General features: G+C 48.1%; 23 protein-coding genes. 8 read left to right on the top strand and 15 right to left on the bottom strand.

Going from position 1 to position 19857, the window contains the following annotated elements; translation table 11 throughout:
• Window positions 1–57 precede the first annotated feature (57 nt).
• Window positions 58–1326 carry a hypothetical protein gene (locus ACI39P_RS08475; RefSeq protein WP_439720227.1) on the top strand — a complete coding sequence of 423 codons (1269 nt, stop codon included), beginning with the start codon at window positions 58–60 and terminating at the stop codon, window positions 1324–1326.
• A 68-nt stretch (window positions 1327–1394) separates the two neighbouring features.
• Here ACI39P_RS08475 and ACI39P_RS08470 read toward each other — a convergent pair whose 3' ends face one another.
• Genes ACI39P_RS08470 through ACI39P_RS08460 form a run of 3 tightly spaced genes read right to left on the bottom strand, consistent with a single transcriptional unit; the run spans window position 1395 to window position 4073 of the window.
• A complete protein-coding gene (locus ACI39P_RS08470) occupies window positions 1395–2036 on the bottom strand; it encodes a sigma-70 family RNA polymerase sigma factor (RefSeq protein WP_439720226.1) in 642 nt (213 codons plus the stop codon).
• Window positions 2017–2841: a helix-turn-helix domain-containing protein gene (locus tag ACI39P_RS08465; RefSeq protein WP_439720225.1), complete on the bottom strand. Its 825-nt coding sequence runs from the start codon at window positions 2839–2841 to the stop codon at window positions 2017–2019. The genes ACI39P_RS08470 and ACI39P_RS08465 overlap by 20 nt, the downstream gene beginning before the upstream one ends.
• 35 nt (window positions 2842–2876) lie before the next feature.
• The gene (locus ACI39P_RS08460) at window positions 2877–4073 is read right to left on the bottom strand and encodes an AAA family ATPase (RefSeq protein ID WP_439720224.1); all 1197 of its coding nucleotides are present in this window, start codon (window positions 4071–4073) and stop codon (window positions 2877–2879) included.
• Window positions 4074–4385: 312 nt separating this feature from the next.
• Here ACI39P_RS08460 and ACI39P_RS08455 point away from each other — a divergent pair, with 312 nt between their 5' ends.
• The 6 genes from ACI39P_RS08455 (at window position 4386) to ychF (ending at window position 10898) form a co-directional block, all read left to right on the top strand.
• Window positions 4386–5120 carry a CHC2 zinc finger domain-containing protein gene (locus tag ACI39P_RS08455; protein ID WP_439720223.1) on the top strand — a complete coding sequence of 245 codons (735 nt, stop codon included), beginning with the start codon at window positions 4386–4388 and terminating at the stop codon, window positions 5118–5120.
• A gap of 13 nt (window positions 5121–5133) precedes the next feature.
• Window positions 5134–6474: a DNA primase family protein gene (locus ACI39P_RS08450; RefSeq protein ID WP_439720247.1), complete on the top strand. Its 1341-nt coding sequence runs from the start codon at window positions 5134–5136 to the stop codon at window positions 6472–6474.
• Window positions 6475–6840: 366 nt separating this feature from the next.
• Window positions 6841–8130, top strand: coding sequence for a plasmid recombination protein (locus ACI39P_RS08445; RefSeq protein WP_439720222.1), 1290 nt, complete (start codon window positions 6841–6843; stop codon window positions 8128–8130).
• A 21-nt stretch (window positions 8131–8151) separates the two neighbouring features.
• Window positions 8152–8367 (top strand): excisionase, encoded by a 216-nt coding sequence (locus tag ACI39P_RS08440; RefSeq protein ID WP_439720221.1) that lies wholly within the window; start codon window positions 8152–8154, stop codon window positions 8365–8367.
• 150 nt (window positions 8368–8517) lie between these two features.
• Window positions 8518–9705 (top strand): tyrosine-type recombinase/integrase, encoded by a 1188-nt coding sequence (locus tag ACI39P_RS08435; RefSeq protein WP_439720220.1) that lies wholly within the window; start codon window positions 8518–8520, stop codon window positions 9703–9705.
• Window positions 9706–9800: 95 nt separating this feature from the next.
• The gene (gene ychF / locus ACI39P_RS08430) at window positions 9801–10898 is read left to right on the top strand and encodes a redox-regulated ATPase YchF (RefSeq protein ID WP_439720219.1); all 1098 of its coding nucleotides are present in this window, start codon (window positions 9801–9803) and stop codon (window positions 10896–10898) included.
• 651 nt (window positions 10899–11549) lie between these two features.
• On the opposite strand, the gene ACI39P_RS08425 is transcribed toward ychF, so the two are convergent.
• Both ACI39P_RS08425 and ACI39P_RS08420 read right to left on the bottom strand, forming a co-directional pair.
• On the bottom strand, window positions 11550–11780 hold the full coding sequence (locus tag ACI39P_RS08425; RefSeq protein WP_439720218.1) for a helix-turn-helix domain-containing protein: 231 nt from the start codon (window positions 11778–11780) through the stop codon (window positions 11550–11552).
• On the bottom strand, window positions 11773–11982 hold the full coding sequence (locus ACI39P_RS08420; RefSeq protein WP_439720217.1) for a ribbon-helix-helix protein, CopG family: 210 nt from the start codon (window positions 11980–11982) through the stop codon (window positions 11773–11775). The genes ACI39P_RS08425 and ACI39P_RS08420 overlap by 8 nt, the downstream gene beginning before the upstream one ends.
• Window positions 11983–12079: 97 nt before the next feature.
• On the opposite strand from ACI39P_RS08420, the gene ACI39P_RS08415 reads away from it, so the two are divergent.
• Window positions 12080–12328: a hypothetical protein gene (locus ACI39P_RS08415; protein WP_439720216.1), complete on the top strand. Its 249-nt coding sequence runs from the start codon at window positions 12080–12082 to the stop codon at window positions 12326–12328.
• 158 nt (window positions 12329–12486) lie between these two features.
• Here the strand turns inward: ACI39P_RS08415 and ACI39P_RS08410 are convergent, their stop codons facing one another.
• The 10 genes from ACI39P_RS08410 to ACI39P_RS08365 form a co-directional block, all read right to left on the bottom strand.
• Complete coding sequence (locus ACI39P_RS08410) at window positions 12487–14019, bottom strand: sodium/proline symporter (RefSeq protein ID WP_439720215.1); 1533 nt, start codon at window positions 14017–14019, stop codon at window positions 12487–12489.
• 202 nt (window positions 14020–14221) lie between these two features.
• Window positions 14222–14827, bottom strand: a complete 606-nt coding sequence (locus ACI39P_RS08405; protein ID WP_439720214.1) for a TetR family transcriptional regulator — start codon at window positions 14825–14827, stop codon at window positions 14222–14224.
• Window positions 14828–15016: 189 nt separating this feature from the next.
• On the bottom strand, window positions 15017–16216 hold the full coding sequence (locus tag ACI39P_RS08400; protein ID WP_439720213.1) for a Card1-like endonuclease domain-containing protein: 1200 nt from the start codon (window positions 16214–16216) through the stop codon (window positions 15017–15019).
• A 33-nt stretch (window positions 16217–16249) separates the two neighbouring features.
• Window positions 16250–16648: a GerW family sporulation protein gene (locus ACI39P_RS08395; RefSeq protein WP_439720246.1), complete on the bottom strand. Its 399-nt coding sequence runs from the start codon at window positions 16646–16648 to the stop codon at window positions 16250–16252.
• 5 nt (window positions 16649–16653) lie between these two features.
• Window positions 16654–17715 carry a hypothetical protein gene (locus ACI39P_RS08390; protein WP_439720212.1) on the bottom strand — a complete coding sequence of 354 codons (1062 nt, stop codon included), beginning with the start codon at window positions 17713–17715 and terminating at the stop codon, window positions 16654–16656.
• Window positions 17715–18404, bottom strand: a complete 690-nt coding sequence (locus ACI39P_RS08385; protein WP_439720211.1) for a TIGR01906 family membrane protein — start codon at window positions 18402–18404, stop codon at window positions 17715–17717. The genes ACI39P_RS08390 and ACI39P_RS08385 overlap by 1 nt, the downstream gene beginning before the upstream one ends.
• 9 nt (window positions 18405–18413) lie before the next feature.
• Entirely contained in the window at window positions 18414–18716 is a 303-nt protein-coding gene (locus tag ACI39P_RS08380) for a hypothetical protein (RefSeq protein WP_439720210.1), read from the bottom strand.
• A gap of 146 nt (window positions 18717–18862) precedes the next feature.
• Window positions 18863–19039 (bottom strand): hypothetical protein, encoded by a 177-nt coding sequence (locus ACI39P_RS08375; protein ID WP_439720209.1) that lies wholly within the window; start codon window positions 19037–19039, stop codon window positions 18863–18865.
• Entirely contained in the window at window positions 19026–19415 is a 390-nt protein-coding gene (locus tag ACI39P_RS08370) for a TSUP family transporter (RefSeq protein WP_439720208.1), read from the bottom strand. The genes ACI39P_RS08375 and ACI39P_RS08370 overlap by 14 nt, the downstream gene beginning before the upstream one ends.
• Window positions 19412–19771, bottom strand: coding sequence for a TSUP family transporter (locus tag ACI39P_RS08365; RefSeq protein ID WP_439720207.1), 360 nt, complete (start codon window positions 19769–19771; stop codon window positions 19412–19414). Before ACI39P_RS08365 ends, ACI39P_RS08370 begins: the two co-directional genes overlap by 4 nt.
• Window positions 19772–19857 lie beyond the last annotated feature (86 nt).

Raw genomic sequence — 19857 nt, 5'->3', positions numbered from 1 at the left:
TTTACTGCTATACCATTGGATTATCTATGATGATTGGCCAATAAAGGAGGTGCTTCCATGGTGATCAAAAAATGGTTACCCTGCTCCATGTGGGATTTTACAGGGTTGCAAGACTGGATCAATGAGCAGGCCGCTGCCGGCTATGCGCTGATGGCCTGGCCCGGTGTATGGGATATTGGCCGCATTTCGTTTCAGGAAGATCCGACCGCCCGCACTGCAAGGTATCGGCTGGAGCCGATTGATGACCGCATCTGGGAACAGGAGCGCAATGAACTGTACGCCCAGAGCAGCTGGACGTTTATTACGAAGATTCACAAGCTTTACGCTGTCTATCGCTGCGATGATCCCGAAGTGCCGGAGTTGTATGCCGATCCGGAGACCCTTTCGCTGACGTTCAAGAAGCTGATTAAGCGTCAGTGGATAGACATGATTTTTGCCTTTCTTTGGGTCGGCTATTGGATGAGGGATGTGATAGTGGATCTGTTCACGGCGCCCGCACTAATTCCTTTGCAGCTGATCCTCTCCACCGAGATATTGTTGCCGCTGTACCTGATAATGATTGTGGGCATTTCTGCATTCCTGATTCGGACGATCCAACGGTTGATCAGGCTGCGGCGGCTGCGCAAGCAGTTGGCACTGGGCGTTCTGCCAAAGGCGGGCAAACGCCGTTATCAGGAGATTTGTGATAATTGGAGCGCACTGGTCATGTTCCTGTGCGCAGTCTATCTGGTGGTACTGGGAATCTCCGGCGACATGCATACGCAGTATCTGGAAAGCCGAGAGGAATGGGATTTTCCCCACGTTGCGTTGGAAGAACTGGTTTCCGAAAACACAGAACTTCGGATGTATAACGATCAGGAACTGCTGTTCTCCGATAAATTCAAACATTCTGCACTTGTACCGGAGCAGTACGAAACAGCGCAAGGAGCGATGGCTACACTGATAGATGGTACCGAACTTGAGTACCGCCTCTATATCGATTATTTTCGCACCGAATCTCCAGCTGTTGCTGAACTTGTATACTGCGGAAAGATCGCCGAACGGCAGAGGGAGCTGGAGGAATACCGAAAGAACTGGGAAGAAAACGCTTCTACTCTACACATCAACGAGCCTAATGCTTACGACTATGTCCGGCAAGAGGCACTGGACGATTCCGTTCTGGATGATTTGTATGTCTTCACCTATCAGTTTTCCGACCGGGAGCATCCAAATGTCCACTATGTTGGGCGCTACAATGAGCAGGTCTTTACCATGATGTGTACCGGCGGTATTGACGGCGAAGCTGCGCTGGAAATCTTAACACAGAGACTTGCGACGGAACAATAGATTATAATTAAACCGCTGCAATCTTCATCCGGCAATAGGATGAAGGTTGCAGCGGTTTTTTGCTTTTATCAGTACCACCACGGCAGTTCCAACCACACATTATCCAGAGCAAGTGCTTCCGTGGATCTCGCTCTGCTTTCAGACAGATGGAAGTGCTTCGCCGTTTCATTCAGCGGGTGGTATATATCATCCTCAAAACCAAAGCGATACCAGAGGTACGCCCGTTCCCGGCGGTCGATCCGCTGCAATGCGGTATGGATTTCCTCGTGGGTTTCTTTGGCGATATAGATCTGCTCCGGGTTCTTGACTCTGGAATCGGCAATAAACTCATGTCTGCCCTTATTTTCATCTTTTACCACATCATCCAGACGGACGATGCTTCCCAGATTCTTCGCTTCAAAGGTGGGGTTCCATCTGCGGATGTAGTCCACCATAGCGTTGCGGATCGCCGGTGCTGCGTAGGTCAGAAACTTGTTGCCTGTGTCGGGGTCATAACCGGGGATGCAGTCCAACAATCCCAGAGACCCTTCCTGCACCAGATCGTTGATTTCGATACCAAGAGCGGCGTTCAGTTCCCGCTGTGCGCTCCACATTTCATAGGCAGTTCTTTTTATGAAGCGAAGATTGTTCTCTACAAGAGCATTTCTCGCTTCTGTATCGCCGTCCAGGGCGGCAATACAGAGCTGCTCATTACTCATCTGGCTTGTCATTATGTGATTTCATGGCCTCTGCAAAGCCGAGCAGAGCCTTATTTAACTCGTTCAGTGTATCCTGATCGACACCATGCATATTGGAAACCGTACCGGTAATTGCATCAGCAAACTGCTGCGGCACAATAGAAGGGTTTCGCATATCCTGCCCCTTGGTCAGCGCAGCAAACATATCTGCAGTAATTTCTTTGCTGATGGCTTTCTGGGCTTCCACATCACTGCCAAATTCCTTTTTCACCTCTTTTACCGCAGCCATAAAGGTGCTCTGGATATTGGTCAGATCTGCCTGATACATTGGCACTTTACAGGCATTGGCATCTCTTGCCGCCTGTACTGCAGCAGGTGTTTTGTTCTCCGCCAACAGCATAGAGCCAATAGATGCGAGCATCTGGTTTTGTGCAGCAAAACCGGCAGCTGTTATATCATCGAGATACTGCGCAATCATATAAGTAACGGTTGCAAACCGAGGGCTTTCTAAAAGACGATTCACAACATCGGGTTTGACCTTTCCGGTGTAAAGATTCTTGGCAGCTTCCACGGACAAGCCCAACTCGGAAATATCATAATTCTTTTTGTCGGGGATGTTTGTGGTTCCCAAGATAAAGTCCGTGGAAACATTGAACACTCTGGCAATGCGGATCACGCTTTCTTCGCTGAGCTTTTCTGTTGTGCCGTTGAGAAAGCGCCCGAGGGTGCTTTCATGCACACCAATGGAAAGCGCCAGTTTCTTCTGTGTGACCTTGCGCTCTTTCATCAGATCTATAATTCGGGGACGAACGTCAGCCGGTAAATAGGTGTTGGACATTAGCTGCCCTCCTTTTCGTTGGTATGGTGTTTATTTTATTCCAGTAAAAGCCAATCAGCGATGTCGTGGATCTCAATCCCCTCATAGCTGTACTTCGGGTGCTTTGTTCTGGCGATGATCATCTTCGGATAAGCATCCCGGATCTGAAGCAGAGGAGAACATTCTCTCTCAAAGGTTTCCTGTCCGGAGATATTGTCGCTTACCTGAATATAAATTTTCTCGCTGCCCCGCTGAGCAACAAAGTCGATTTCTTTTTGGTAGAGCTTGCCGACATAAACATCGTATCCACGGCGCAGAAGCTCGATACAAACCATGTTCTCATAAACTCTGCCATAGTCCATATTTCTGCTCCCCAAAATTGCGTATCGAATGCCGGTATCGCACAGATAGAACTTTTCAGAGCTTTCAAGATACTTCTTGCCACGAATGTCGTATCGCTTAACATCATAAAACACAAAGGCGTTGCACAAATACTTGATATACTTGCCGATGGTTACATGGTTGGTCGGGGTATCATTTGCGGTCAGAAGCTGGCTGACCTTGTTAGGCGAAGTCAGATTGCTGATGTTGTCCATCAGGAACTCGCTCAAACGCTGCAAAACCAAAGTGTCCGGCAGAGCGTATTTCTGCACCAAGTCCCTTGTTACAATCGTTTCATAGACTTCCTTGATATAGTTCGATCTGTCTTTTTCGGTTCTGTAGGCATAAGATCCTGCCAAACCGCCCTTGATAGCGTAATCATCAAAGAGCTTGTCTTTATCGGTAACATCATCGTAATACTGGCAGTACTCACGGAAGCTGAACGGGAACACATGGATTTCGATGTAGCGTCCGGTAAACAGCGTTGCCAGATCCGCACTCAGCAAAAAAGCGTTGGAGCCGGTTACATAGATGTCGTATTTTCCCTTGGAGTAAAGGCTGTTGATCGCCAGCTCGAACTTGGGACACATCTGGACTTCATCCACGAACAGATAGTTTGTTTTACCTTCCTGGTAATGTTCTTCCACATAGGCGTGCAGGGCATGGTATTCCTTGATTTCTTCATAAGCCAAGTCCATGAAATCAATGAAAATGATATTGATGTTTTCCGCACTGTTCTTCAGGTACTCGATATATGCCTGCATCAATTTAGATTTACCAGATCGACGAATACCTGTAATAATCTTGATGTCAGGGGTTCCATTCAGTTCGATAATTCTGTCGAGATAGTTCGCTCTCGTAATTGTTTTCATATGGTCACCCGCTTTCAAAAGTTGAATAATTTTCGTTTCTTGAAACTGTCCTACGCTCATTATACTGCCTATCATTAGTATATGCAAGTGCACGCTTTCCAAAACACAAAAAATTTACATTTTCGAAAGCGACAAATAAATGATATGGATTTGCCAACATCGCCGCTCCTAAAATTGCATTTTTGCAATTTTTAGGAGCGGCTTTTTTGCTTTCTTGCATGAGCGCCTAATTTTTCGGTTGAAACTGATTTTTTGCGTATATTCGGGTGAGACGAAAAGAAAATCGTCAAAAAAACTCAAGGAGGTACGCAAATGACAATCTATGAAACCATCAAGGCGGCTGTTCCCATAAAGCAAGCCGCCGAACACTACGGGCTGAAAATGAGCCGCAGTGGTATGGCTTGCTGTCCGTTCCACCATGACCGGCATCCAAGCTTGAAGCTGAATGAGGACTATTTCTTCTGCTTCGGCTGCGGAGCCAAGGGGGATGTGATCGACCTCGTGGCAAGACTGTTCGATCTCAGCGGCTATGAGGCGGCGCAAAGGCTGGTATCTGACTTCGGTATCAGCACTGAACCGGGGCAGGCTGCAGCAGCATCCTGCAAGCCCAAACACCTCCACATCCGACAGTTCCGAGAGGACGAAATGATGTGCTTCCGGGTGCTGACCGACTATCTGCATCTTCTGGAGGATTGGAAAGTGCGGTATTCGCCCAAGACACCGGATGCTCTCAGGGTTCCCGCCGAAACCCAGCAAAGCGGTTTCGGTGGGAAAAGGACGAGCAGCGAAATGAGCGAACTCTCGCCGCAAGGCGGGAGCGAGGGATATGGAGCTTGTGAGGACGTGGATGACCGTTTTGTGGAAGCCTGCCAGATGCTCGATTATATCGAATATCTGGCAGATATTTTGACAGTCGGTGATTTAGAAGAAAGGGTTGCTCTGGTGGACGAGCTGATGAAAGACGGTAAAATTGCCTTTCTGAAAGAGTACACCGCACGAAAGAAAAAGGAGGTGGCGCACCGTGGCGAAGAACCGGAAAACGCCTGATAGGAACTTGCCCATGTGGTTTGATGGGCAGAACATCAATGAAGCTCTGTTTTGTGAAGAATTTCTGCAGGAGCGCAGAATCATCTTTGCAAACGGAGCTTTTTTCACGCCCGATGGTCGGGTGACGGATGATCTTCCTCTCCGTGGAGAGATTTACGACAAACTGAAATTCTGTGCTGTGAACAACATCCCCCGGAAGATCACCAACATTCTGGAAGTGCTGAAGCTGGAAGCACAGGTGCCTGACTTTCCACCGGAACAGGATCGCATTCATGTGTCCAACGGTACGCTGCTGCTGGACGGCACATTTACCGATGGCAGACCGGCTATTGTGCGGAGTCGTCTGCCTGTTGCTTACAATCCCGATGCACCTGCACCTGTAATCTGGCTGAATTTTCTGGATGAACTGCTCTATGCAGAGGATATTCCCGCCTTACAGGAATTCATCGGCTACTGCCTGATCCCCTCCAACAAGGGACAGCGCATGATGGTCATTAAGGGCAACGGCGGCGAGGGCAAATCTCAAATCGGCGCTGTGCTGTCCACTATCTTCGGCACGAATATGAAAGACGGAAGCATCGGTAAGATTTCTGAAAATCGCTTCGCCCGTGCCGATCTGGAACACATCCTGCTGTGCGTGGATGATGATATGCGGATGGAAGCCCTACGCCAGACCAACTATGTCAAATCCATCGTGACCGCACAGGGCAAGATGGATTTGGAACGCAAGGGAAAACAGAGCTACCAGGGCTGGATGTTCGCCCGTTTACTGGCGTTCAGCAACGGTGATCTGCAAGCTCTGTATGACCGCAGTGACGGCTTTTACCGCAGACAGCTTGTGCTGACCACCAAGGAAAAGCCCGTAGGCAGAGCTGACGATCCCGACCTTGCAGAGAAGATGAAGGCCGAAGCCGAGGGTATCTTCCTCTGGGCTTTTGAGGGATTGCAGCGGCTTGTTGCCAACAACTTTAAGTTTACGGAGAGCGACCGCATCCGTGCAAACCGGGAAGCGGTCAAGCGTGACAATAACAATATTTTCGATTTCATGGAGTCAGATGGATACATCCGACTGAAAGCGGATGCGTCTATCAGCTCCAAAGACTTCTATGCGATCTATCGGATGTGGTGCGAGGAAAACTCTCTTGCACCGCTGAAATCCCGCAGCTTCAGCGACGCCATGGTTGCCAATGCCGGGAAGTACAATCTGGAGCATTGCAATAATATCACCAACTCTGCCGGACGGCGGGTGTGGGGATTCATGGGCGTGGAGGCTGTGGCACGACCTGATATAAATGGGTTTTACGGAGATTTGCCGTGTACGTACGTACCGGAGGAATGGCGAAACGGAGCATAAAACCGATTGCTGGTACGTATGTACGCAGCAAAAGAGCGTGAAACGCTCGTTATAGAAACAGCACATCCCCCTCGTTTGGGCTGTTTCTATGTCCACGGACTTTTGAAAAAAGCTCCTGTGGACACCGGCTGCAAGAGGAAGTTACTCAGAACAGCTTCATGCAGACGGGCTGACCATGAGAAAAGTTGCAGACATTTTCGCCTTGGTCAGCAGAGGTCACCGCAGTGACCGCACACCCCCTCGGGAGAGCCCACGGCACTTTGCAGCCAGAATGGATGAAAGTGTCATAGTGGGTTATTACACTTTGAAAAAGTGCCGTTCCCCAGCCATCCCGTTGTCTGTAAATCTCAAAAAAAGGAAACGCCAATGGCAAGAAACGATGGAATAGATCGTACCGTAGCCCGGAATCAGGACTTGGAAACACCGGCCGATGTGGCAAAGGTACAGGAACACAATGAACGTGAAAAGGACAGCTACAGCAATCAGGATATCGTGCCGGACCGCTCTGTGCTGAATGTTCACTACAAGGCTCCCACAGACGATTATGTGAAAATGTTTGAGCAGATGGAACAGGATGGCGTGATCTCCACCAGAGGTCTGAAGCCGGATGCCATCAAATACGGCGAGTTGGTTTTCGATGTGAACTCTGCTTACTTCTACAACCACGGCGGCTATGAATTTGCAAAACAGTTTTATGCGGATGCCTATAAAGCCGCCGTGGAGATCGTGGGCGGTGAGCAGTATATCCTCTCCGCTGTGATGCACGCCGATGAGCGAAACCGGGCAATGTCCGAAGCGCTGGGCGAGGATGTGTACCACTATCACCTTCATGTGGTTTATATCCCGGTGGTGGAAAAGCAGATCCTTTGGTCGAAGCGGTGCAAGGATGAAGCCCTCCGGGGAACCGTAAAAGAAACCATCACACAAGTCAGCCGCAGCAAGAAATGGGACTCCAAGCCGGTGCTTGATGAAAACGGAAATCCCATGCTCAATGCAAAAGGAAAAAAGATTTTGAAGTCGTCCTACAGTGTGCTGCAGGATGACTTTTTCAATTTCATGCGAAACGCCGGCTATACCGATGTAGAGCGTGGAGAGCGTGGCAGTACCGAGGAACATCTGACGGTGACACAGTTCAAGGTACAGGCGGAACAGCAGCGACTGGAAGCTGTGACCGGGCAGGTAGCACAGGCCGAGCAGAGTTTGGAGGATGTCCAAGCTGCCACGAAGAAGCAGAAAAAGAAACTGGAAGCTCTGCAAAAGGAAACCAAGACAGTACAGGCCATTGCGTTCACCGCACAGGAGATCGAGTCGATGGGCAAGAAAAATGCCCTCACCGGCAACATCACTCTGACACCGGCCGAGTGCCGCACCTTGAAGGATTATGCTGTCAGCAGCTTTGCGGAAAAGGCTGAGAAGATCAAGTACAAGCAGAAATTCGAGCAAGCGGAGAAAAGCGCAAAGACATGGAAGCAGCGGTACGATGCGCTGCACGAACAATATACAGAACTCAAAAAGAAAGCCCAACCTTTTCTGGATGCACTGGAAATCTCATCCGAAAGGGTTCGGGCTTTTCTTGATGTTGTCCTCAGCAGAGGAAAGGAAACACAGGAACACAAGCAGTCTGCCCGCCGCCGTGGGCATGACATGGGACACTAAAAGAAAGGAAAAATTCTGCCTATGATGAATCATGACCAGCAGGCGATGCCCCTGCCTATTGACCGTAAAATGCTGCTCTCCATTCGTGAGGCAGCCGAGTACAGCAACATCGGAATCAATAAGATTGATGAGATGCTGAAACAACCAAACTGTCCCTTTGTTTTATATGTGGGTACTAAAAAACTGGTAAAACGCAAGGCTTTTGAAGAGTTTATCGAAAGCAGAGTTGCGATTTGATTATAAGGTGATCCGTATTGGTGCGCACCAAATTCATCCGTTGGTGCGCACCAAAAGCATTGAAATCTATTGAAAAAATCATGTTTTTATGTTAGAGTAGAGTGTCGTGATGAACTCACGTTTCCTACTCTAAGGAAAGGAGTTCATTATATGGGCAAAAACTTAAAAGGCAAAGAATGTGGCAAGGGTATCTGCCAGAGAAAAGACGGTAAGTACGCCGCAAGATATACCGCAAAGGACGGTTCCCGCAAGGAAAAGCATTTTGACACGCTTCCGGAAGCCCGCAACTGGCTTGCCGATGCGCAGTACGAAGATAAGCACGATGTTCATAACCCTTCCTCCGAAATGACGGTGGATGCCTGGTTTGAGTTCTGGATCACCAATCTGATTGCCGATCTGGCTCCCAATACCAAAAGGAACTACCGGGAACGGTATAAAAGGAACATCCAGCCGGTCATCGGAACAATGCGTATGTGCGATGTCAAACCCATGCATTGCAAGATCATCCTCAATCGCATGGAAGCAACCTATGCAGGCTCCACCATCCGACAGGCGTATATTGCGATGGGAACTATGTTCCGGGCAGCAGTAATGAACGATATGCTCACCAAGCACCCTATGGACGGAGTTCGTTATACGAAGCCTGTCCGTGCTGTGGATGACATCAAGTTCTTAACTGTGGAAGAACAGACAGCCTTTCTGGAAACCGCAAAACGATCTCACAACTACAGACAGTATGCGCTGCTGTTGGAGACCGGGCTGCGCACTTCGGAAATGATCGGGCTGACTTGGGATTCCATCGACTGGAAGAAGCGTACACTGACCGTGAGCAAGACGCTGGAATATCGGCATAACACAAAGGTTTGGCGTGCCGGTCCTCCTAAGTCAAAAAGCAGTTACCGCACCCTTCCGCTGACAAATCGTGCGTACGATATACTGAAATCGTGCTACGATGAACGTCACACTCGCAAGGAATCGGAAGTCCTGTCTCAGATTCTTGAATACGTGGATCGCCGTACAGGCGAAACCAAGTATCTCTGCATGAGAGATCTGGTGTTTATCAATTTCCGCACCGGAGAGCCTGCAAAAAACAGTTCCTACGATACTCATCTCTACAAGCTGTGCGATGAGGCCAAGATCAAGCGATTCTGTATGCACGCACTGAGACACACCTATGCGACTCGTGCGATTGAAAGCGGAGTTATGCCGAAAGTCTTGCAAAAGCTGCTCGGTCATGCGAGCATCAAAACAACCATGGATCGTTACGTCCATGTCACCGATTCATCCCTCTCCAACGCCATCAAACAGTTCGAGCAAAACACCGATCTGGCAAGTTAAAAATTGGTGCGCTGCTGAAAAATTGGTGCGGAATTGGTGCGGAATGCATCCCCCTAACCCGAAAAACCATTGAAAATAAAGGAGATTTTAGATATATGAAACTTGGTATCGTAGGTCTGCCCAATGTGGGCAAAAGCACCTTATTCAATTCTATGACACTGGGCAAGGCAGAAGCTGCCAACTACCCCTTCTGCACCATCGACCCCAACGTGGGCGTGGTTGCCGTTCCCGATGAACGTCTGGCAAAGCTGACAGAAATGTATCATTCCGCAAAAACAACCCCCGCAGTCATCGAATTCGTTGATATCGCCGGGCTGGTACGGGGTGCCTCCAAGGGGGAAGGTCTGGGCAATAAATTCCTGAGCCATATCCGTGAAGTAGATGCCATCTGCCATGTTGTGCGCTGCTTCGAGGATACCAATGTGGTGCATGTAGACGGCTCCATCGACCCTATCCGTGATATTGAAACCATCAATCTGGAGCTGATCTTCTCTGATATTGAAATTTTGGAACGCCGTATCTCCAAAACCGTGAAACTGGCAAAACAGGATAAATCCCTGCAGCGGGAACTGGATATCCTGATGAAGCTGAAAGAAGCCCTGGAAGCGGGAAAATCCGCAAGAAGCGTGGAATTCGATTCCCCCGAGGATTATGAATTCGTACAGTCTCTGACACTTTTGACAGCAAAACCCGTTTTATATGCCGCAAACGTAACCGAGGATGACTTGGCCGATGACGGCGCATCCAACGAATTTGTGGGCAAAGTCAGAGAATATGCTGCCGCAGAGCATAATGAAGTATTCGTACTGTGCGCGAAAATCGAAGAAGAAATTTCCGATTTGGATGAGGAAGATAAAAAAGAATTTCTGGCAGAGCTGGGCGTGGAAACCAGTGGCCTAGACAGACTGATCGCTGCCAGCTATAAACTGCTGGGGCTCATCAGCTACCTGACAGCAGGCCCCCAAGAATCCCGTGCATGGACCATCACAAAAGGCACAAAGGCACCTCAGGCAGCCGGGAAGATCCATTCCGACTTTGAACGAGGCTTCATCCGCGCGGAAGTGGTACATTATGATGACCTGATGCGCCTGGGCTCCTATAACGCAGCAAAGGAACAGGGTCTGGTTCGTTCCGAAGGGAAGGAATATGTGATGAAGGACGGCGATGTAGTGCTGTTTCGATTCAATGTTTGATAAAAAAGCAAAAAGCGAGACTGTTTCATTTTTTGTGTATGATTTACATAACGCCTTTTTGAAGATACAAGATAACAGAGACTCTGTAAAGGCTGGAAATCTTACCTTGACAGAATCTCTGTTATCTTGGCTTTGGTAATCAAGGCGTCGATGAAAAATTATGTAAACAATATTTACACAAAACTCGAAAGACTCCCCAAAAAGCAGTGCAAATACACTGCTTTTTTTATTGCATCGGCTCTAAATGCAAGCCCTCGAAAATCCAAACCTTTCAAATTTGCCTAGTCGGGGAAAAACAACAGTCAATTGTTTGCAACGGCAATAAACTCGAGTTCTCGAAACTCCAAATCCACAGCCTTGCGCCCTTCGGCGAAAAATACCGGTTAGACAAACCTGCTGCTCGCCCTTTTAGAACCATCTCGGCAAAACAAAGAAGCCCTTTCTTACTTTTTATGCCAAAAAGTAACAAAAACCCGGGCCCCCTCCTCATGGGTCCCGGACCCCCACAGGAGGTCTAGGGGAAACGATGTTTCCCTTAGATATCCCTTCCCTACAAGCCCCTTCGGGCAGTATAAAGTGCCTTTCCGGCACGGCTTTCCCTCTTTTCTAATCGCTGTAAATGAAAAACAGCCACCGAATCATTCGGGACTGTTATTTTTTTCGAGGATATGGAGTGGAAACATCTGTTAGTTCCAAAAGATAGTCGGTACTGGTATCAAAAAAGAGGGCAAGTTTTTTGAGAGTATCTAAAGGAATATTGATCTTGCCAAGTTCATAGTCAGAATATGTTGTTTGCGCCACTTTGAGAATCTCCGCCATTCTTTTCTGAGAAATATCCCTATCTTCACGCAATTCTTTCAATCTTTGCAGCATATTACTCATTCGCTTCAGCATCCTCTACTTCGCAATTTTCCAATGCATATTCTAAAAGCAAACCGATCAGTTCATTTCTACTATATCCTGTTTTTGCGCAAATTTCTTCCAGCTGTGTTACAATTTCATCTTTTATACGAATGGAAAAAACCTTATGTCCGTCTTCTCCCCTTGGTTTTTTAGGTTTTACAATCAACTTTTTGTTCTCCATAGAATCGCCTCCTTGCACATAGTTTATAGTTGCAATTCGGCCATAATATATGTTATATTTTATAACATATATTATGCTCAAAAACGAAGTGGAAAAGATGGAATTATACCGAGATATGTTATGTAAAATATTAGAATCTGAAGAATTTGAAATTCTGTTGCCAAAATGGAAAATGAATGTAGAAGAAATGCTGGAAATGAAGTGTTATCAAGCGTTAAATGAAATTAAAAGAATTTTGGAAGATGAATCCTTAGATGACAGCGATTGCTTTAAAAGCATCGAGGAAATCATCTCTGTTTTCGAAAGACTAGGCAGCGGCATAAATGAAAGACATGATTTTGGATAAAACATAAACGTTTGCCAGCGTTTTTCCTCTAGCCTTCTCTGCCCCCGCAAACAGCCTAATGATGCGGGAAGAGGGCAGCTCGAAAAACCCCCTAAGCCAAAAAATCCCCCTGGGCATTTTCGCCCAGAGGGGTTTTCATTTTTCTAATATTTTTCCTGTTACAGGGATGCTTTCACTTTATCGAATTCATCCTGAATTTCTTTCGAAGGTTCTGCTGTTGCCAGGCTGACGATGACGATTGCCGCCAGTGCCAGCAGGAATGCAGGCAGCAGTTCATAAATATCCCAGATGCCGCCCAGGGGACGCACCAGATATTTCCATACGAATACCATCACACCGCCAACGATCATCCCCGCCAATGCCCCCTGTTTATTGGAGCGTTTCCAGAACAGAGCTGTCAGGACAACGGGGCCGAAAGTGGCGCCAAAGCCTGCCCAGGCAAAGGATACGATACGGAATACGGAGCTGTTGGGGTCTCTGGCGATAAACGCACCGATCACCGCAATGCCCAATACAGAGGCTCTTGCCAGTGTCATGGCTGTTTTATGGGAGATATTCACACCAAAGAAGCCGCGGATCAGGTTTTCAGAAAAACTGGAGGAAGCTGCCAAAAGCTGAGAATCCGCCGTGGACATAGTAGAAGCCAGGATACCCGCCAAAATGATGCCGCCCAAAATGGCCGCCAATGCGCCATACTGGCTCAGGAAATCAGAAATCTCTACAATGATGGTTTCAGAAGAAGAGCCTTCCAGGAAGGGCAGGGCGCCTGCCGCTGTCATGGCATTGCCCACAACGCCGATGAAAATCGCAACACCCATGGCGATGAATACCCAAATGGTGGCGATTCTTCTGGAAAGTTTCAGCTTTTCTTTATCTTCAATGGCCATAAAGCGCAGCAGGATATGGGGCATGCCAAAATACCCAAGGCCCCAGGCCAGTGTGGAAACGATGGTCAGGAAGCCATAAGGGGTTGTTGTGCCTTCGCCTACGGCATGGCTTGCTGTCAGGCTCAGGTAATCCACCATAGAATTTGCGTTTGCCGCTACTGCGTCAATGCCGCCGGCAACATGGATACCAAAGAAAACAACCACCAGCAGAGCAATACTCATAACGATACTTTGGATCAGGTCGGTTGTGCTGGCTGCCAAAAAACCGCCTGTTGCGGTATATGCCACAATGACAATGGCACTGATAATCATGGCAGGCAGATAATCGATGGCAAAAATACTGCTGAACAGCTTGCCGCAGGCCGCAAAGCCAGATGCAGTATAGGGGATAAAGAAAACAATGATAAACAATGCCGCAATCCCCATCAGGATGTTTTTATCATCTCTGTATCTCAAGGAGAAGAAGTCGGGCAGAGTGATGGCATTTACTTCGTGGGTATAGGTACGAATACGCTTTGCCACCATGAGCCAGTTGATATATGTGCCGATGCCCAGGCCAATGGCTGTCCAAACAGGTTCTGCGATGCCGGCAATATATGCCAAGCCAGGCAGCCCCATCAAAAGCCAGCCGCTCATATCCGATGCTTCCGCAGACATAGCCGTCACAAAAGGCCCCAGTTTTCTGCCGCCCAGATAAAAGTCACCTACATTTTCATTTTTCTTGGAACAATAAATTCCAATGCCGACCATACCGCCCAAATAAACGATAATGGTAAGCATAATCAATACTTTTGCTGATACCATAATTTTTACCCCTCTCCTTTTTTCAAAATTCGAACACTTCTGACAGTTTAACACACTTTTCACCAGAACGAAATACAGAACAAAGTCCGAACTATTATTTGGACGATAAAAATAAAAAACAGCTAAAAATATTGAAATATCAATCTTTTTTAGCTGTACGATTTTCAAAACGCATTTTTGTTCAAAAAAAATTCTTTTTAGATTATTTCTCGTCTGCGTCATTTTTTGCCCGGAAGCTTCCCAAAAAAATGGGCATCATTTCCTTGGCATATTGGCAAAGGGAATAATCCCCATTGCTGATGCACCAATCGTAAATCAACGCCCGCTCGCAAAGGGCGTAGGCTTTCACGATTTCATTGACGGAAACATCCTCCCGCAGTTCGCCCTTCTTCTGCCCTTCCGTTACAATCTGCCGCAGCAGCTTATAATAGACACGGTTGTGATCAAGGAGGTGTTTTTCCCCGGACGTCACCAACTGGGAGGAATACATTCTTGCCACCAAATCCAGAGAAACGCTGTTATCAATCATCAAAAATAATTCCTGATTCAGATACATCAGTTGATCGAAACGATCCATCGTTTCATCCAGCGTGGGGATCAGTTCCTGATATTTGTCATCAAATAAATCGGAAAGGGAACTGAGCAGGGCATCTTTTCCACTGAAATAATGATAAAAAGAGCCCTTGGAGGTGCCGGATTCTTCCACGATTTCTTCCACTGTGGTATCATCATAGCCGTTTTCATAAAACAGCTTCCACGCCGCCGAAACGATACGGCTCTTGGTGTTTCGGGTATTTTTCTTCGCCAAGGCGCTCTCCTCCTTACTTCAAGCACTTAAAATTTTCCGGAAGGGTTCGGAAAACAAAGGGGTTCCTGCATGGAATCCGCCGGCGGCATTCCCTTCCGATGAAAAAAACAGGCTGTCGCCCTCAGCCACAGATCTGTTTATTCTTTTGTCTCTCCATTCAAAAGCCTGCTTTCCAGTTAGCACCCAGCGCTATACTTTTTTCCATTTCAGATTCACCAAATCGTGTTCTCTGATGGTTCTGACCAGCCGTTCCCGGAAATCCGGCGCCAGAATATCTCTTTCATCCAACATTTCCAACCCCAGTTCCTTGCAGCGTTCATAGGTGCCGGTCTTTTCCTGTTTTTCTCTGCTGTATGTAACGATCACACCCTTGGAAAACCAGCCGCCCAATCGTTTTTTTGCAATGAGCAGTTCATTCAGTGCCGCCGTATCCGCATCCCGCAGCTTGCAGGAAATAAATACCGGCAGGGAATCATCCATCAGCATCACATCAATTTCATTGCCGCCGATCTTCAAGCCATCATAAGCATCCCAGTCGATCATGGTTCCCAGCTTTACATCATCGAATACGCCGCTGCTGTCTGCCGCTACATAAACATACAGCTCCAGCCATACGCCATAGTTGATGCCATACTGCTTATCTTCCATGGTGCAGAAATCAAACTGTATCCAGTTCTTCTCCAGTTCCAGGTTTTCAATAAACCCGTTTTCCTGAAATTCCATCAAAACTCCATCATCCGGCGCAACGGGTCTGCCGCTTTTCATATGGATTTCTCTGCGGCTTTCTATATGCAGCTCATGGGGCAGCCCACGGGATGCCACCGTTTGCAGCCAGCTGCAGGTGGGTTTCCATTCCTTCAAATGACGGAACAGATACTGCGCCATTTTATTGATGGATTCATATTTTTCCGGCCGTGGCGGGCGATGGGATTCCCCCATAAAGCAGGCCCCCTTGGCATCAATAAAATTTTCCAGGGTCAGCGTCACCGTATCGGCAATCTTTTCATCTGTCTCAATATCCGTAATGCAGCGCTGCACCAAATCTGTATGCACCATCCGAATCCCTGTTTCCATTCCCGCCTTATAGCCGGCAATCATCATTAATTCACTGCCACCGGTCAATTCCAGCGTACAGTTTTCGCCGCCATAGCGTTCCACCACCCGGCAGGTGGCCGCCCGCAGCTTTTCCACGGAACTGATATCCACCGGATAATGCTCCACAATGACATGGGGCATACTTTTTTGAAAACAATTGTGCAAGGAACGGAATACATTCATATCCTCCATCCCTCTGTCATAAAGATAAATCACCTTATCTGGCCGCAGTGTCAGCGGTGCCACGATGTTTTTCAGGACATCTTTATCATAATATTCAATCAAAACCTTCATTAGAGAGCCTTCCCCCTTTCGGCTCAGCGCATCTTATTCTTCCACAATGGTTTCTTCTTCAAATTTCACTTCTTCTTTGGGCGCTTTGCTTTTATTCCTGCCTGTGAAAACAGCACCGAAATTCAGCTTATTCACCACACCGGGCGCCATATCGATCAGCTTTGTCAGGGCATCCTGATTTTTTACATTGATGAGCTGTGTGCCCTCGGGGTGGATCATCAAAATGGCAGAAGGGGTGATCTTTGCCCCCATGCCGCCGGCAGCATTTGCGCTTTCCTTCGCCCCAACCCCTGCGCCTACTGCCACTTCGATCAGGGGCAGCAGTGTCAGATCGCCAATCACAATGGCTTCCCCTACTACTGTTTTTGTAGAAACCAGATCGTCCACTTTATGAAATAATACTTCTACCGCTTCATTAAAATCCTTGCTCATGCGTTTCACCGTATCCTTTCCTCTGATTCATCTTTCTTTTTCAGGAATCTTATCATTTTCAGAAGGGCCTTTCGTACCGGTTTCGCCAATGCGAACGCCAATACCGCCCCTATCAATTTGCCCAATACAATCTTGCCTTTGACCCGCACTTCCATATCCTCAGCTGTGGCTTTGGTGAAATCTCCTTTGATCTGGATATCGTTACCAAATTTTGCCGTCAGGATACCCGCCAGTGCCAAAATATAGCCCGTAGTAGTAGGGTCGCCGGTGCCAATGGTGGCCTTGAGGAACAGATTTCCCGGCAGGATTCCCCTCATCAGCCGCTTCATTAGTTTTCCCAGGGCTTTCAGAATGCCTTTTTTATCCTCAATGTGCCAAAGCTCCTTCACAACAGGAGGCACTTTTTCTTTCTTTTCCTCTTTTTCTGCTTCTCCCGTGAAAAAAGCAGCATCCTCCTCTTCCAGTTCCAGTTGGATATCCATATCCTCTGTGGGAGGCTTTTCCTCTATTTCTGAAAGCTTCACGCGGAACACCGTCTTGGGCTGTTTTTGCTCCATCCGCTGCTGCCTTGTCTTTGACGGTTCTGCGGAGGGGGCTGCCGCTTCCCTCTCCCCCTTGGGCGGCGCGGCTTTCTCCGCTTCCTGTTTGAGGGGCTCCTGCCCTTGGGGGGCTTCCGCCTGTGCCGCCGCAGGCGCTTTCTTCGGTTCTGTTTTTTCCGCCGCCTGCAGATCCGGTTTCAGTTCTTCTTTTTGCGGCGCTTTTTTCTTCTTTTTCGGCTTCTTTTCTTTTTTCTTTTTAGGCTCCCCGCCGATAAGGTCGAACCAAAGCACCTTGACCTTCAATTTCAGCGATTCCGCCGGAGTATAGCCGCCGTCAACCTTGACAGCTCCAAACAGCCAGGACACGCCAAAAGAACCGCAAAGCTCCGCCTTCTTTTCCCCCGCCAGCCGATACCGTATGGGCGAAAGCAGCACCACAAGCACCAACAGCAGGAAAAGCAGCAGCAGTGCCAGCAGCACAATGCCGATCCCTTTTAAAATTCCCAGCAAAATCAGTAAAACCTTCATCATAACATTCCTTTGTTTTTTGCCTTTTTCCTGAACAGCCCCGCCCCCAGCCAGAGAAGAAAGCTGACCGCAAGAAACAAGGCCGCGATGGTATAGGCTGTATCCCGGAAGAAACCTTCGGGTACAATATTGATCAGCAGATCCGTCTTCGGATTCAAAAACCAATCATCATTATCAAAAAAGATCAGATGAAAATAAGTAAAATACTTTGTAAAATCCGTAGCGGCCAAGAAAGCCAGCCCCGCCATGCCGCCAATAAAAAGCCCAACGCCCCACTGCAGCATCCGCAGCAGCACCGGCCCCTGCTTTTTCAGCAAAAGAACCGCCGCCGCCAGCCCAGTGATTCCAACCGCCCCGCGGCGCAGTTTGATGGCGCCTAGGAACAGCCCCTGCACATCGGCCATATGGCGTTTTTCCTTTTCATTGAAAAATTCCCGTTCTTTTCCGTCCACAATGGTATTTACGACCAAATCTTCCCGGCCGCCTTTCAGGTAATCCATCATTTCATCGGTCACATAGAGCAGGTCGTCCATTTCCATATGCACTCGTTCCAGCACATGATATTTTCTGTATTCCTTTTCAAAATAGCCATCGTTACAATAGACCACAGCCTCTACCGATGTGATGAGAACCGTAAACATCAGGCAGAAAGCGGCAAGCAGCCCCATGGCATGATACAATGCTTTCATTTCTTCACCTTACAAAATCAAATCTTTTGGATTTCCGGGGTTTCGTCCGTTTTTCCGCACTTCTTCTGCCATAAAAACCAGCAGATCTACCGTTTCCCTTCTGCCCATGGCAATGCCGGCAATTTTCCCGGGGCGATTGCGGTTCCGTTCCTGAAACAGATCCTGAGAAGATAAAATTTCCAGACGGTTTCTGTCCTCAAAATAAACGATACAATAAAGATGCAGCACAGGGATACCGCGGCGCAGGCTATAAACGATAGTTTCCAGATTCGTCACATTGCCGCCAACAAATAAATTTTCAATCAGTTCCATACTGCTGCAGCCCCCTTCCTCCAATTTCCGAAAAATACCTACAGATAGGTAAAGTATACCATAAATTTGAACAGGAAGATATAGAAAATAGAAAATCCTTTCCCATTCTGCCGGAAAGGGCTGCCCCGCCGGGACAGCCCTTTCCGCTACAATTTCGCCAATGCTGTTTCCAGCTCATTCAGCCGGTCAAGGGGGTACATCCGCAGCAGCTCCTTATACTGGGCGGCGCTCAGCCCCGGCGTTTCCGTATAAATAGAAATCTTCCCCGCTACGTCCGCCTGGGCAAATTTCAGCTTCAGCCTGATAAAATCATCCTTTTGCATTTGTTTTTTCTCCTTTCTTCTCTTTTTTCTTTTTAAAAATCTCACTCAAGCCCATCAAAAACAAAAACCCTCCGAAAATCTTTTTCAATATCTCCGATTCCAGCGATACTGCCAGAAATGCCCCTGCCGCCGCCCCGGCCAAGCCCATCAGGGCAAGGGGCTTTGCCGTTTTCCAGGAAAGATTGCCTTTTTTCTGATGGGTGATGAGTGCCGTGACAGCAGTGGGGATAAAATAAATCAGATTCACCCCTTGGGCCTGATGCTGGTCGATCTCCGTCAAAAACAGCAGGGCAGGAATGAGGATCGTCCCGCCGCCGATGCCCATGCCGCTGATGATGCCGGAAAAAAAGCCAATGGCCGCCACACCCCACATCATAAAATCATCCTCACAGCTGCTGCCAGCATGAATGCGCCGAAGATACGGTGCAGCCAGATGCCGCTGACCTCATTCAAAAGCTTCGCCCCCACTACGCCGCCGGCCAAGCCCCCTGCCGATGCCCAAAGGGCGATGGGCCACACCTGCCCCAAGCCTGTTTTCCAAAGATAGATGGCAAGGGAAAGGATGGACAGGGGCAAAATAACGGCAATGGCAGTAGCATGGGCTTTATGCTCCTCCACCTGTAAAAAGCGTTCCATGGCAGGCACGACGATAGTACCGCCGCCGCTGCCGAAAAGCCCATTGGCAAAGCCCGTTACTGTGCCAATGAGCAATTTTTTCCATTTCTGCGTCAAATCTGCCGCCCCCTTTCGCCTTTAGTATGGAAAGTTTTTCTTTCTTTATTCTTTCCAGAAAGAAAAGCGCGGGTTCTTCCGCGCTC

The sequence above is a fragment of the Anaerotignum sp. genome (assembly GCF_051877975.1).
Taxonomy (GTDB): Bacteria; Bacillota; Clostridia; order Lachnospirales; family Anaerotignaceae; genus Anaerotignum_A.
The sequence above is the reverse complement of the archived record's forward strand: the minus strand, read 5'-3'. Positions and strand labels throughout refer to the sequence as shown.

Coding starts and splice junctions, on each gene's coding strand:
- ACI39P_RS08475 (WP_439720227.1), top strand. CDS start 58: ATGGTGATCAAAAAATGGTTACCCTGCTCCATGTGGGATTTTACAGGG.
- ACI39P_RS08470 (WP_439720226.1), bottom strand. CDS start 2,036: ATGACAAGCCAGATGAGTAATGAGCAGCTCTGTATTGCCGCCCTGGAC.
- ACI39P_RS08465 (WP_439720225.1), bottom strand. CDS start 2,841: ATGTCCAACACCTATTTACCGGCTGACGTTCGTCCCCGAATTATAGAT.
- ACI39P_RS08460 (WP_439720224.1), bottom strand. CDS start 4,073: ATGAAAACAATTACGAGAGCGAACTATCTCGACAGAATTATCGAACTG.
- ACI39P_RS08455 (WP_439720223.1), top strand. CDS start 4,386: ATGACAATCTATGAAACCATCAAGGCGGCTGTTCCCATAAAGCAAGCC.
- ACI39P_RS08450 (WP_439720247.1), top strand. CDS start 5,134: ATGTGGTTTGATGGGCAGAACATCAATGAAGCTCTGTTTTGTGAAGAA.
- ACI39P_RS08445 (WP_439720222.1), top strand. CDS start 6,841: ATGGCAAGAAACGATGGAATAGATCGTACCGTAGCCCGGAATCAGGAC.
- ACI39P_RS08440 (WP_439720221.1), top strand. CDS start 8,152: ATGATGAATCATGACCAGCAGGCGATGCCCCTGCCTATTGACCGTAAA.
- ACI39P_RS08435 (WP_439720220.1), top strand. CDS start 8,518: ATGGGCAAAAACTTAAAAGGCAAAGAATGTGGCAAGGGTATCTGCCAG.
- ychF (WP_439720219.1), top strand. CDS start 9,801: ATGAAACTTGGTATCGTAGGTCTGCCCAATGTGGGCAAAAGCACCTTA.
- ACI39P_RS08425 (WP_439720218.1), bottom strand. CDS start 11,780: ATGAGTAATATGCTGCAAAGATTGAAAGAATTGCGTGAAGATAGGGAT.
- ACI39P_RS08420 (WP_439720217.1), bottom strand. CDS start 11,982: ATGGAGAACAAAAAGTTGATTGTAAAACCTAAAAAACCAAGGGGAGAA.
- ACI39P_RS08415 (WP_439720216.1), top strand. CDS start 12,080: ATGGAATTATACCGAGATATGTTATGTAAAATATTAGAATCTGAAGAA.
- ACI39P_RS08410 (WP_439720215.1), bottom strand. CDS start 14,019: ATGGTATCAGCAAAAGTATTGATTATGCTTACCATTATCGTTTATTTG.
- ACI39P_RS08400 (WP_439720213.1), bottom strand. CDS start 16,216: ATGAAGGTTTTGATTGAATATTATGATAAAGATGTCCTGAAAAACATC.
- ACI39P_RS08395 (WP_439720246.1), bottom strand. CDS start 16,648: ATGAGCAAGGATTTTAATGAAGCGGTAGAAGTATTATTTCATAAAGTG.
- ACI39P_RS08390 (WP_439720212.1), bottom strand. CDS start 17,715: ATGAAGGTTTTACTGATTTTGCTGGGAATTTTAAAAGGGATCGGCATT.
- ACI39P_RS08385 (WP_439720211.1), bottom strand. CDS start 18,404: ATGAAAGCATTGTATCATGCCATGGGGCTGCTTGCCGCTTTCTGCCTG.
- ACI39P_RS08380 (WP_439720210.1), bottom strand. CDS start 18,716: ATGGAACTGATTGAAAATTTATTTGTTGGCGGCAATGTGACGAATCTG.
- ACI39P_RS08375 (WP_439720209.1), bottom strand. CDS start 19,039: ATGCAAAAGGATGATTTTATCAGGCTGAAGCTGAAATTTGCCCAGGCG.
- ACI39P_RS08370 (WP_439720208.1), bottom strand. CDS start 19,415: ATGATGTGGGGTGTGGCGGCCATTGGCTTTTTTTCCGGCATCATCAGC.